General features: G+C 60.5%; 11 protein-coding genes. 8 read left to right on the top strand and 3 right to left on the bottom strand.

Going from position 1 to position 12787, the window contains the following annotated elements; all coding sequences use genetic code 11:
• Positions 1 to 104 precede the first annotated feature (104 nt).
• From SFLMC1_RS03415 to SFLMC1_RS03425, 3 genes are all read right to left on the bottom strand, one after another.
• On the bottom strand, positions 105 to 1100 hold the full coding sequence (locus SFLMC1_RS03415) for a hypothetical protein (RefSeq protein ID WP_152073966.1): 996 nt from the start codon (positions 1098 to 1100) through the stop codon (positions 105 to 107).
• 297 nt (positions 1101 to 1397) lie between these two features.
• A complete protein-coding gene (locus SFLMC1_RS03420) occupies positions 1398 to 1874 on the bottom strand; it encodes a PIN domain-containing protein (protein WP_187323844.1) in 477 nt (158 codons plus the stop codon).
• Positions 1867 to 2190, bottom strand: coding sequence for a type II toxin-antitoxin system RelB/DinJ family antitoxin (locus tag SFLMC1_RS03425; protein WP_152073965.1), 324 nt, complete (start codon positions 2188 to 2190; stop codon positions 1867 to 1869). The genes SFLMC1_RS03420 and SFLMC1_RS03425 overlap by 8 nt, the downstream gene beginning before the upstream one ends.
• A 427-nt stretch (positions 2191 to 2617) precedes the next feature.
• On the opposite strand from SFLMC1_RS03425, the gene SFLMC1_RS03430 reads away from it, so the two are divergent.
• From SFLMC1_RS03430 to SFLMC1_RS03470, 8 genes are all read left to right on the top strand, one after another.
• Positions 2618 to 3136 (top strand): 4Fe-4S dicluster domain-containing protein, encoded by a 519-nt coding sequence (locus tag SFLMC1_RS03430; RefSeq protein WP_152073964.1) that lies wholly within the window; start codon positions 2618 to 2620, stop codon positions 3134 to 3136.
• A gap of 76 nt (positions 3137 to 3212) precedes the next feature.
• Positions 3213 to 5435 (top strand): formate dehydrogenase subunit alpha, encoded by a 2223-nt coding sequence (gene fdhF / locus SFLMC1_RS03440; RefSeq protein WP_152073963.1) that lies wholly within the window; start codon positions 3213 to 3215, stop codon positions 5433 to 5435.
• 78 nt (positions 5436 to 5513) lie between these two features.
• On the top strand, positions 5514 to 6131 hold the full coding sequence (locus tag SFLMC1_RS03445) for a 4Fe-4S dicluster domain-containing protein (RefSeq protein WP_152073962.1): 618 nt from the start codon (positions 5514 to 5516) through the stop codon (positions 6129 to 6131).
• Positions 6124 to 8142, top strand: a complete 2019-nt coding sequence (gene hyfB / locus SFLMC1_RS03450; protein WP_152073961.1) for a hydrogenase 4 subunit B — start codon at positions 6124 to 6126, stop codon at positions 8140 to 8142. Before SFLMC1_RS03445 ends, hyfB begins: the two co-directional genes overlap by 8 nt.
• A 12-nt stretch (positions 8143 to 8154) precedes the next feature.
• Positions 8155 to 9081, top strand: a complete 927-nt coding sequence (locus SFLMC1_RS03455) for a respiratory chain complex I subunit 1 family protein (RefSeq protein WP_152073960.1) — start codon at positions 8155 to 8157, stop codon at positions 9079 to 9081.
• 15 nt (positions 9082 to 9096) lie between these two features.
• A complete protein-coding gene (locus SFLMC1_RS03460; protein ID WP_152073959.1) occupies positions 9097 to 10554 on the top strand; it encodes a hydrogenase 4 subunit D in 1458 nt (485 codons plus the stop codon).
• Positions 10555 to 10567: 13 nt separating this feature from the next.
• Positions 10568 to 11221: a hydrogenase 4 membrane subunit gene (gene hyfE, locus SFLMC1_RS03465; RefSeq protein WP_152073958.1), complete on the top strand. Its 654-nt coding sequence runs from the start codon at positions 10568 to 10570 to the stop codon at positions 11219 to 11221.
• A gap of 3 nt (positions 11222 to 11224) precedes the next feature.
• Positions 11225 to 12784: a hydrogenase 4 subunit F gene (locus tag SFLMC1_RS03470; RefSeq protein WP_152073957.1), complete on the top strand. Its 1560-nt coding sequence runs from the start codon at positions 11225 to 11227 to the stop codon at positions 12782 to 12784.
• Positions 12785 to 12787 lie beyond the last annotated feature (3 nt).

Raw genomic sequence — 12787 nt, forward strand, 5'->3', positions numbered from 1 at the left:
AGCCGCAAAAGCTGTTATCCAGGAACTATTTCACCGCAACTTATTGAGGCCGAGCGGGCTGGGTCGATGATGGGTTCTGTTGTCGAGAAGATGAGGACAGCCGGTCAGGAGTCTACGTAGGGTTTTGTGGTTGGTATACCGTAGCCGCGCATTATGGAGCCGAACGCTTTGACATCGTAGGTGTCTGAGAGCGTGAAATGAATGACATTGTGGCCCATGGCACGCAGGTTCGCATCGCGCATGAGGGCAGCTCGATAGGTTTTTGCCGCAGTATGTTCCGGATCATATTGGGCGTCGTCCTCAAACTTGCCTAGTCCATGCAGCTCAGCCAGCATCCAAGAGCCGTTTGACATCTGCCAGCCGTAATCTGCCAAATAATAGCCGGCGTTTCCCGGTCGAGTGATTTCAACCTGAAGTTCGGGAGCGGCAACTCCCGCCAATATCATTGCCGCCCGCGCTTCGGATTCTCCACCGTTATCCGATCTGCCATCCATGTGTTCAAAAACCTCAAATGCGCGCGCGATGCCGTGCAGTCCGCGGCAGTTCGCTTGTGCATATGCACGCAATTCTTCACGCTCGACACCGTACTCACGAGCCAGCCCGTCGACATAGCCTAGTGCATATCGAAAAGCGCTCGTTCGGGCGATGTCGACCACCGTGCGATATGGATCTGTTAACGTAAACGGGCCGAGCTGCCATACGTCGCCCGGCCGCCAGCGTCGGTATTCAACGAATTCGTACATATCGCGTCTGGTGGAACGCGGCAGCAGCACTTGCACCTTGTCGAGAAGCGAATATGCAGAACCGATGCCATAGAGCAGTGCCGCCGTTGCTCCACAAAACACGGCATCCTGTTCAACGACCGCAATAGTGGATGCCAATTGAAAGATGCGATCTTCGACGCCGAGGTCATTCCAATATGCGGGATCAGCGTAGACATGGTTGTAGAGTCGAATAATCATCTCTTTTTGCATGAGCGCGTAGGCACAGCGTTCATCCCATTTTTTAGTGGCTACAAACAGATGCCCGCCATGATGGGCCTCGAATAACCGGAAGAACAGCTCTACCTGCGGTTTGAAACAGCGTTTATCATGACTCATTTTCGACCCCATGGTCTCGAGGGGGAGGGAATGACACTACGCTATCCCATATTTGGTCCGCCAGACCTTGCCATGAACTGACCAAAAGCTTGACGGTGCAGGTCAGAGTCATGAATCAGGGCCAAACATATCGGCAAACGGTTGATTAGTGCCCCTCGGCGGCACTAAAACCACCCTTACAGAAAGTTGCGGTGAAATAGTTCCTGAAAAGCTCGAATAAGCCTAAATCCAGGAACTATTTCACCGCAACTTAGGAGGGGATGGGGTTGAGGGGCGGGCGAGGCCGTTGCCTGTCGGTTAGTGGCGACCGTGGCGGCGGAGCTTGTCGATGGTGGCGTCGGTGCCGTGGCCGCGGGCATCGGTGGCGCTGTCGCGGGCGTCGGCGGCGGTTTGGCGCTTGCGGCGGTAATCGATCATGCCTTGGATGATGGGCTTGCCAAAGCTCACGACGTCGTCGTTATAGATGGCAGTACGGGCGGCAAGCAGACAGTCGGTAACGTCCATATGGGTCTTGCCAAAGAGTTTGATGGCAAGGGCGACAACGGTGGGCTCGTCGACCATGACGTCATCGAGCAGCTTGGTCATGGCCGTCGCAATCTCCACGCGAGGGACCTTGTAGACGTCGCGCAGCGTAACGGCCACGCGCGTGATTGTCTCGGGGTAGACGCGGGCGGTGCGCGTGGCGATGACCTGGGCGGCGCGCGGTGACAGGACCTCGTCGTCGTTAAGCAGGTAGCGTAGGATGACGGTCTCATCGATGATGGTGTTACTCATGGATATCTACTTCCTCGGGGCCCAAAACCGAATCATCGCTTTCTATAGCAAGGTATTCAATCCAGGCATTGCGCTCCTCGGCGCGGCGATTGGGGTCACCGTATGCTTTGAGCAATCCATAGGCGGCGGTGCCGTCCTTTGAGCGCACGGCGACCGGCTGAAAGGGAAGCTTGCGCATCAAAATGCTCTGCGCGACAAAAAGACGGACGGCCTCGGCGAGCGATGTGCCCATGGCGTCGTAGAGATGCTCGGCATGCTGCTTGTCTTCCTCGCGAATGCGCACCTGCAGGATGGCTCGTTTTTGAGTCGATGACATCACTGACCTCCCCTAGCTAGCGTGCAATATAGTCGGTCAAATGCTGCATATGCCGACTTCTGAGCATCTTATAACCATTGCTTTATTTCACTCAAGTATGATAACGATTAACACGAATACAAGCGTAGTACATCCAAAATGAGAGCATGTAAAAATCTCTGAGGCCTACGCGTGTAATACACTCACCTTTATAGTTACCCAAGAATAATCCTAACCAGCCCAAACCTCTGCAATACACCCGTATTGCAGGCCCTACGAGCTAGTTTGCCCAGGCAACTGCGTATATTCAACCTGTATACCGTTGGAGAAATTCTACCGAGTACCTGTTTCGCCGCATGTATTCGATACGCCGATGCCAGGCCACGGGCGGCCTGGGGCAACGTCGACAGGGTCTCTCCGGCAAGGGATTCAGGAGGGAGTGAATAACATGGGCAATAAACGAGTCGTAGCCGATTCTTCGCGCTGCATTGGGTGTCAAACCTGCATGGCGGCGTGTATCGAGGCGCACGACATCCCCGGCAACATCGCCGCACCGCGACTGCGCGTAACGCGCACCTACGAGATTTCCGCACCGGTGGCCTGCCACCATTGCGAGGACGCGCCGTGCGCCAAGGCCTGTCCCACGGGCGCCTTGTTCTTTGATCCAAAGAACCATCGTATCGGCGTTAACGAGGACAACTGCATCGGCTGCAAGAGCTGCGTCATGGCCTGCCCCTTTGGCGCCGTGAGCGTGGCGACCACGCAGGTCCCCGTCTTGATGGGCGACGTGCGCGTGGGTTCGCAGACCAAGAGCTTCGTGCTCAAGTGCGACCTGTGCGTGGACCGTCCCGGCGGCCCGGCGTGTGCCGAGGCGTGCCCGACCAAGGGCCTCACCCTGGTAGACGAGGAGCGCCTGGCGGAGCTGATCGCCGAGCGTGCCCGCGCCACCATCGAAAACGAGGCGTAGGCGGGTGGCCATACAAGCCCCACGACTGTCAAATACGTACCGATTAATCGGTAGCAGAGAAAGGAAGGAGGGTGTCATGGAGAAGCATAAAGTGATCTGCCCGTACTGCGGCGCCGGTTGCCAGTTTAACCTCCTGGTCCAAAACGGCCAGGTCGTGGGTACCGAACCGCTCAACGGCATCACCAACCAGGGCGAGCTGTGCCTTAAGGGCATGAGCGGCTACGACTTCATCAACGACACCAAGATCTTGACTCCCCGCGTACTGCACCCGATGATCCGCCGCACCAAGGGCGCGGATCTTGAGCGCGTAAGCTGGGACGAGGCACTGGATTTCACCGCATCTAAGATGCAGGCCATAATTGACGAATATGGTCCTAACGCTGTCATGACCACCGGCTCTTCGCGAGGCGGCGGCAATGAGGCGAACTACGTCATGCAGAAGTTTACGCGTGCGTGCATCGGCACCCACAGCGTGGACAACTGCGCCCGTACTTGACACGGCCCTACTGTCCTCGGTCTGATGGACACGGTTGGTTCAGGTTGCATGTCATGCTCCATCCCCGGTATGGAGGATGCGGGCTGCATATTCCTCTTCGGCTATAACCCTGCCGATTCGCACCCCATCGTCGCAAGGCGTATCGTGCGAGCCAAAGAAAAGGGTTGCAAGATCATCGTCGCCGACCCGCGCCATATCGAAACCGCGCGTATCGCCGATCTCTACCTTCCGATCAAGAACGGTTGCAATGTTGCGTTCCTCAACGCCTTTGCCAACTGTCTGGTCAACGATGGCCTCTACGACAAGGATTTCGTCGCCGAGCACACGAACGGCTTTGACGAGTGGTGGGAGACCATCAAGAACTACACTCCCGAATCCGTACAGGACATCACGGGTATCGAGCCCGCGTTGATCCACCAAGCTGCCGAGATGTACGCCACGGCGAAGCCCTCTGCCATCATTGGCTGGGGCATGGGCGTATGCCAGCAGAAGCAGAACCTGAAGACGGTGCACACCATCGCCTCCATTGCCTGCGTTGCCGGCCAGATCGGCAAACCCAACTCCGGCCTCGCGCCCGTGCGTGGCCAGAATAATGTCCAGGGCTCCTGCGATATGGGCATGCTGCCCAACCTGTACCCTGGCTACCAGAAAGTCACCGACCCGGCTGTGCGTGCCAAGTTTGCCAAGGCTTGGGGCGTGCCCGAGGAAAAGCTCCCCTTGGAGGAGGGCTACAAGCTCACCGACCTGGGTCACCTGGTCGACGAGGGCAAGGTGCACTGCTTCTACAACTACGGCGAGGACCCGGTGCAGACCGAGCCCGATTCGGCCGGAATGCGCAAGACGCTCTCCGAGCTGGACCTGTTCATCTGCCAGGACATCTTTATGACGCAGACGACCATGCTCGCCGACGTCATCCTGCCTGCCACCTCTTGGGGCGAGCACGAGGGTGTCTTTACCGCGTCTGACCGTAGCTTCCAGCACTTTGACGCGGCCGTTCCGCCCAAGGGCGAGTGCCGTCACGACTGGGAGATCTTCGCGGACCTGTCCACGCGCATGGGCTATCCCATGCACTACGACAACACCGAGCAGATCTGGAACGAGTGCATTAGCCTGTGCCCCAACTTTGTGGGCGCGACCTACGAGAAGATGGCTCCCGAGGGCGGTTACGCCCAGTGGCCGGTCAAGAGCACCGATGTGAACGACCACGGCACGGCCGACATGTTCGTTGGTGGCAAGTTCACCACCAAGGACGGTCGCGCCAACCTGATGGCACACGACTGGGAGGCGCCCTCCGAGCTTCCCGACGATGAGTACCCGCTCATCCTGTGCACCGTCCGTGAGGTCGGCCACTACAGCTGCCGCTCGATGACCGGCAACTGCAAGACGCTGGCGCTGCTCGCCGACGAGCCCGGTTTTGTCCGCATGAATCCCGCGGACGCCCAGGCGCGCGGCATCAAGAACGGCGACATCGTCTCGATTCACAGCCGCCGTGGCCAGGTGTACAGCCGCGCCGATGTGAGCGACCGTATCAACAAGGGCACGGTCTATATGACCTACCAGTGGTGGATCGGCAAGTGCAACGAGCTGACCATGCACAAGGTCGACCCGGTCTCGCATACGCCCGAGGACAAGTTCTCCGCCTGCCAGGTCGATCCAATCGCCGACCAGGTCTGGGCCGAGGGCGAGGTCGAGCGTCAGTACACCGAGCTCAAGCAGGCTCTGGTGGACGCCGCCGCTCCCCAGGACATTGAGCCCGGCGCCGCCAAGTTCGACGACGAGACGCACGTGAACCAAATCGTGTAGTCCCGTTCTCGTTGGCTTTTTGGGCCGGGCGTCCCGTACGTTCGGGAGCCCGGCCCGTTATTTTGAAAGGAAGTGGGGATGAACCGCTTCATCGACATCAACCCGGAGAGGTGCATCGGCTGCGGAACATGCCAGTCCGCCTGTGCCGACGCCCACCGGATGCAGGGTCTTCAGGATGCGCCGCGCCTGGCGCTCGTGAAGACCGGCGGTATTTCGGCCGCCCTTGCCTGCCACCATTGCGAGGGTGCCCCCTGCGCCGAGGTTTGCCCGGTGAATGCCATCGAGCACGATGGCGATCGCATCCACGTCAAGGAGCAGGAGTGCATCGGGTGCAGGCTGTGCGCCATCGCGTGCCCCTTCGGAGCCATCCATCCCGATGGCACGTCTATCGCCGGTGTCGCAGGCATGTGCGACCCGACGCCTTCGTATCCTAAGTCCCTGAGCAGCCTGCTTACGTGGGCTCCCGGCCAGTATACCTGCGCTGTCAAGTGCGACCTGTGCGCCTTCGATCCGGACGGCCCGCATTGTGTGGCGGCGTGCCCCACCAAGGCGCTGACCGTCATGGGCGGCGCGGCCGATCGCGAGCTCGACGAGGCCAAGCGCCTGCGCTCGATCGAAAACGGTCCGGCCGTCGACGCTACCGCCGTGGCCCAGGGTCTGTCCGAGAAAGCAGGAGGGAGCGTAAACAATGGATAGCATGACGCTGTTTATCGCATCGCTTGCCGTCTCGTGCATCGGTGCGCTCGCCTCGGTTCTGCTGATCAAGGCCGATAACGCCGCCAAGACCGCCGGATGCCTTATCGGCGCCGCCGCCGCGGTGCTTTCGTTTGTGGCCGGTATCCAGGCCGTGCTGGGCGATGTCGCGTCGGTCGACACCATCGTGTTCTTCCCGTTTGCCCATTTCCAGCTGCTGCTCAATCAGCTGTCCGGCCTGTTCGTGGCGCTCATCTCGGTGCTCGCGTTTGCCGGTTCGATCTACGGTCTCAACTACTTTGATGAGTACCCGGGCAAAAAGGGCCGCGCCGGCTTCTTTTTTAACACCTTCGTGGCGTCCATGATGCTCGTCATCACCGCCGACAACGTGTTTTGGTTCCTGGTTGCCTTTGAGCTCATGTCGCTGACCTCGTACTTCCTGGTCGTGATCGAGGAGAACGAGAACTCCATCCATGGCGGTTGGCTCTACTTTGTGATCGCGCACGTGGGCTTTGTGCTCATCATGGCGAGCTTTCTCACCATGACCAACTTCGCCGGTGGCTCGTTTGCCTTTGCGGATTTCCGTACTACGCAGTTTAGCCCCGCGGTCGCATCCGTGTGCTTCGTGCTCGCCTTCTTTGGCTTTGGTGCCAAGGCCGGTATCATCCCGCTGCACGGCTGGCTGCCCAAGGCACATCCCGAGGCGCCGTCCAACGTGAGTGCCCTCATGTCCGGCGGCATGATCAAGATCGGTATCTTCGGTATCCTCAAGGTTGGTCTCGACCTGCTCTCCGCCTCGGGCGTTCAGGTCTGGTGGGGCCTTATGGTCATGGTATTCGGTGCGATCTCGTCGGTGCTCGGTGTGGCCTTCGCCCTGCAGGAGCATGACATCAAGCGCCTGCTGGCCTATCACTCCGTCGAGAACATCGGCATCATTTTGCTCGGTGTCGGCGCCTCCATGGCCGCCATGGCGCTCGACTCGGTCGGCATCGCCGTCCTGGCCCTGATGGCCGCCCTCTACCACACGTTTAACCACGCGATGTTTAAGGGCGAGCTGTTCTTGGGCGCCGGTGCGCTGCTGTACTCCACGGGTACGCGCAATATGGAGAAGATGGGCGGCCTGTTCCGTCGTATGCCGGCAACGGCCATCTGCTTCCTCGTTGGCGCGCTTGCCATCTCGGCCATCCCGCCCTTCAACGGCTTTGTGTCCGAGTGGTTTACCTACCAGTCGCTGTTTAACGCCGCCATGCAGGGCGACAAGGCCGTCATGATCGTGGCCGTGTTCGCTGCCGTCGCGCTTGCCATTACCGGCGCGCTGGCCGTCACGTGCTTCGTCAAGGCCTATGGCGTCTCCTTTGCCTCCGCGCCCCGCTCCAAGGCCGCGGCCAATGCCAAGGAGGTTCCCGCCCCCATGGTGTTTGCGCAGGGCCTGCTCGCGGCCATCTGTGTCGTGCTGGGCATCGGCGCTCCCGTGATCGCGCCCGTGCTGGTCGATGTCGCCGCGTCCGTGCTGCACCCGTACGGCGGCGTGTATGCCGCCGAGGGCATGGAGCTCATGAACCAGTACTCCGGCGCTGTTACCTCCACGCCCGCGATCGCTATAGCGCTCGTGGTGCTCGTCGGCCTTGCCTGCGGTTATCGCAAGCTCAAGACCGTCGGCAAGGTGCAGAAGTCCCAGCCGTGGGCATGCGGCTATGCTCCCAACGAGCATATGTCCGTCGTGGCCACGACCTTTGCCTCCGAGGTGTCCTGGTTTATGCAGCCGCTCTACACGCTGCGCGACCGCTGCACGGCCGTCTGCTGGTCCATCGCGCACTTCTTCCAGAAGCTCACCGGCGTGGCCGAGGCTGTGGAGCCCGTGCCCGACAAGGTTCTCGTCGATGCCCCGCATAAGGGTGTCGAGAAGCTCGCCGATCTCGCGACTAAGCTCGAGGGCGGCAACTACAGCATCTATATCTGCTACATCGTCGCGGCACTCGTGGTGTTCCTCGTGCTCGCCGTGCAAATGGGTTAAGGAGGGGAGAGCATGAACAACATCGTACTTGCCGTTCTGCAGGGCGTGGTCGTTATGGCCGTCGCGCCGTTCTTCTCCGGTCTCGGCCGCGTGATCCGCGCCAAGATGCACAACCGTCGCGGCCCCAGCATCATGCAGGACTACCGCGACCTGGCCAAGCTCTTTGCGCGCCCCGAGTCCCAGTGCGAGGACGCGAGCTTTGCGCTGCGCATTATGCCGCCGCTGTTCTTCGCCGTCGCCTTTATGCTCGCGATGGGCCTGCCGCTCTTTACGGCACAAAGCCCCATCCCGGTCTTTGGTGACGCCATCACCATCATGTACAGCCTGGCGCTCGCCCGCTTCTTCTTCGCTCTCTGCGGCGTGGATTCGTCCAACGCCTACGCCGGTATCGGCGGCGTCCGCGAGCTGCTCATGAGCGTGCTCATCGAGCCGTCCATGCTGCTGGCGCTGTTTGCCGCCGCCCTGGTGTGCGGCTCCACCGACATCGCCACCATGGGTCAGCACATCATGACGGGCGCCATCGACGCGCCGGTCGCCGTGATCCTCGCCGGCATCGCCTTTGCGATTGCCTGCTATATGGAGCTCGGCAAGTTGCCGTTTGATCAGGCCGAGGCCGAGCAAGAGCTTCAGGAAGGTCCGCTCGCCGAGCTTTCCGGCCCGTCGCTTGCGATGGCCAAGCTCGCCATGTCCATGAAGCAGGTCCTGGTCGTCGCCTGGTTCTGCGCGATCTTCGTCCCCTGGGGCGAGCCCGCGACCGTGGGCGCCGCCGCCGTTCTGGGCGCGGTCATCTTCCTGCTGAAGTGCCTGATCGACTTTGTCGTATGCGGCGTGATCGAGAACTCCTGCTCGCGCTCGCGTTTTAAGGTGCTTGGCAATCAGACCTGGGCCGTCGTGGGCATCGCCGTCCTGGCGTTTGTCTTCGTGGTCGTCGGCGTGTAGGAGAAGGGAGAAACAATGTCATTTGCAGTCAGTCTGTCCCTTCTCGGCTTGGTCGCTATCGCGGCCCCGATGGTGGCCTCGGTGCTCGTCGCCCTGTTCCCCCGTCCGTACGCCAAGTGGTTCAGCGTTTTGGGTGCCGCCGTCTCGACGGTCTGCACTATCGCCCTCGCCGTGAATTTCGCTGGCGCCGGCATGCCCGACACACAGGTCCCCCTGATCTCGTTTGGGCAGACCCTCGTCATGGGATTCACCTTCGATCGCATGAGCACGCTGCTCGCGCCCGCCTTTGTGGGTATCGGCCTGCTTGTCGTGATCTATTCGATCCCCTATATGAGCGAGAATAACCGTGAGCATCCCGACGCGCCACGTCGTCGCTTCTACGCGTACCTCGCGACCTTCATCGGCGCCATGGCCGGCCTCGTGTACAGCTCGACCCTTATGGGCCAGCTCGTATTCTTTGAGATCACGGGTGCGTGCTCTTGGGGCCTCATTAGCTACTACATGACGCCTACGGCCAAGAAGGCCGGCATGAAGGCCCTGATCATTACGCATATCGGTGCGCTCGGCCTGTATCTGGGTGCCGCCATCGTGTTTGCCCACACCGGCACCTTCGCCATTACCGCGATTGCCGGCCTCGATGCCAAGCTCAAGGCCATCGTCCTTTTGCTCGTACTGTTTGCGGCCTGGGCCAAGTCCGCACAGGTTCCCATGTACATGTGGCTGCCTTCGGCCATGGAGGCGCCGACGCCTGTTTCGGCCTACCTGCATGGCGCCTCGATGGTTAAGGTCGGCGTGTGCGTGTTCGCACGCGCACTCGTCTCTGCCGGCGAGGTTCCCGAGATCGTGGGCTGGGTCGCCATTATCGACGCCATGGTCACCATGCTCTTTGGTTTCCTTATGTACCTGCCGCAAAAGGACATGAAGCGCCTGCTGGCCTTCTCCACGATCGCCCAGCTCTCCTATGTGTTCTTTGGTCTGGGCCTTTCGGTCTTTGGCAGCCAGCTGGCCTTTGATGGCGCCGTGTGCCACATCTTTAACCACGCCTTCGCCAAGACGCTGTTCTTCCTGATCGCCGGCTCATTCTCCTTTACGCTCGGTACGCGTATGCTGCCCAAGCTTCGCGGCATCGTAAAGAAGTACCCGATCTCGGGCGTGGGCTTTGGTGTCGCCGCGCTCGCCATTGCCGGGGTGCCTCCCATGAACACGTTCTTCTCGAAGTTCCAGATCATCGCCGGCGGCTTTTCCGTGGGTGCCGGCAACGTTGCGATCCTGGTGCTCGTGTGCATCATGGTTGCCGAGACCGTCGCCACCTTCGCCTGGTTCCTGAAGTGGATGGGCTATTGCCTGCCCGGCGAGCCGAGCGACGAGGTCGCTGCGGGAGCCCCGCTTCCCCGCGCGATGGCGTTCGTGTTCATCGTGCTTATCATCATGGTCATCGTCAGCGGCCCGCTTTCGGCCAGCTGGATCGGTTAGGAGGTAGAACGACATGGGTTATTCGATCGTCAACATCCTTGGCGGCCTTCTGATCGTCACGTCCACCATGGTGGTCGTCTCCAAGAACATCAAGCACGCCATCCGCTGGTATGCGGTGCAGTCGCTGGTGCTCGTGGGACTGCTCGCCACGCTCGGTGCCACTACCGGTGCGCAGGAGCTGCTTATGTGGGCTGGATCTGCCTTTATCACCAAGGTCGTCCTGGTCCCATATATCCTCAACCGCGCATACAAGAAGATGGACGAGCCGAGCGACGCATCGCTTAAGGCCGGCCTTAAACCCGCATGGGCCATCTGCATCATCGCCGTGGAGGTCGCGATCTGCTTTGCCGTCGTGACGCAGATCAGCCTGCCCACGGCCGAGGTTGCAACGCCTGCGCTCGCCATTAGCTTCGCTCACTTCTTTGTGGGACTCACCTGCATCATTTCGCAGCGCAACATCATGAAGCAGATCTTTGGATACTGCCTTATGGAAAACGGCAGCCACGTGACGCTTGCACTTTTGGCCCCCACCGCTCCCGAGATCATCGAGATCGGTATCGCCACCGATGCCATCTTTGCCGTCATCATCATGTCCATCGTCGTGCGTCGCATCTGGGACGATTCCCACTCGCTCGATGCGCGCGACCTGTCCGAGCTGAGGGGGTAGTCCATGGAAACGTTGATTCTCGCCCTGCTCGCGACTCCTTTGGTGTTCTCGCTGGTCATGGCGTTTTTGCCCAAGAATACGTCCTATAACGTATTTGCCGGTCTCAACCTGGTCTCCGTCGCAGCCGTCCTGGTGCTGTCGATTATGACGGCCGGTGACGTCCTTATGAGCGGCGACGCCGCGAGCGCTCTTGGCCTGTGGTTCCACCTCGATTCGCTGGGCGCCATCTTTGTGCTGCTTATCGGCTTTATCGGTTTTCTTACGGGGCTGTTCTCGCTGCCCTATGTAAAGGCCGATATCGAGGAGGGCTCCATGCCCGCCGAGCGCGCCAAGCAGTATTTTGCGCTGTTTAGCCTGTTTGTGTTCACCATGCTGCTCGCGTGCCTGTCCAACAACATGATCCTCACGTGGGCCGCCGTGGAGGCGACCACGCTTTCTACCGTGTTCCTCGTGGGTATCTACAAGAACAAGACGGCCCTCGAGGCTTCTTGGAAGTATGCGATGGTCTGCACCGCCGGCGTGGCCTTCGGCCTGTTCGGTACGCTGCTGATCTACGCCAACGCCGCCGACGTGATTCCCAACGCCCACGAGGCCGCATTTCTGTCGTGCGTGCTGCCGAATGCCGACCAGTTCGACCCGACGCTTATGCGCCTCGCCTTTGCGTTTATCGTGATTGGCTTTGGCACCAAGGCCGGCCTGTTCCCCATGCACACTTGGCTGCCCGATGCCCACTCCCAGGCTCCGAGCCCTGTCTCGGCCCTGCTCTCGGGCGTGCTGCTTAAGTGCGCCATGCTTGTGATCATGCGCTTCTACGGCTTTACCATCCAGGCCGTGGGCGCCGAGTATCCGCAGCTTTTGCTGCTCATCGTCGGCACGCTGTCCATTTTGGTGGCGGCACTTTCGATGTTTCGCCAGGATGACCTCAAGCGCCGCTTTGCGTACTCGTCTGTGGAGAACGTGGGCGTTATCGCCCTGTGCCTGGGTATCGGCGGCCCGCTGGGTATCGCCGCGGCCCTGCTGCACTGCGTGTTCCACGGCTTTACCAAGACGCTTGCCTTCTGCGTGTCCGGCAACATCCAACACGCCTTTGGCACGCGTAGCCTGGCCAAGATTCAGGGCGTCGTCGAGGTTGCCCCCGCAACCGCCGCGCTCGCCATCCTGGCGCTGCTCGGTCTTGCCGCCTTCCCGCCCTTTGGCATGTTTATCTCCGAGTTCCTGACTTTTGTCGCCGGTGTTACCGCCGGTCCCATGTGGCTGGTCGTCGTGGTCGCCCTCGGTCTTACCGTGGCCATCTCCGCGCTCACCCGCATCGCACTCAAGTCGGTATTCGGCCATGCGCCCCAGGGCATGGGCAAGCATGAGGCCCCGGCGCTCATGCTTATCCCCGAAATCATCCTGGCTGTCATGATCTTGTGGTTTGGCATCGCCACCCCGCTGCCTCTCGTGCACGGTGTGGAGACCGCGACCGGCATCGTGCTCGAGCAGAGCACCGAGGAACTTCACGCGACGCCGATGTACCGCGCTGTGTTCGGTACCGAGACCGCTCAGAGCGAGGTGGAGTAACGA

Source organism: Collinsella aerofaciens, assembly GCF_901212495.1.
GTDB lineage: Bacteria > Actinomycetota > Coriobacteriia > Coriobacteriales > Coriobacteriaceae > Collinsella > Collinsella aerofaciens_H.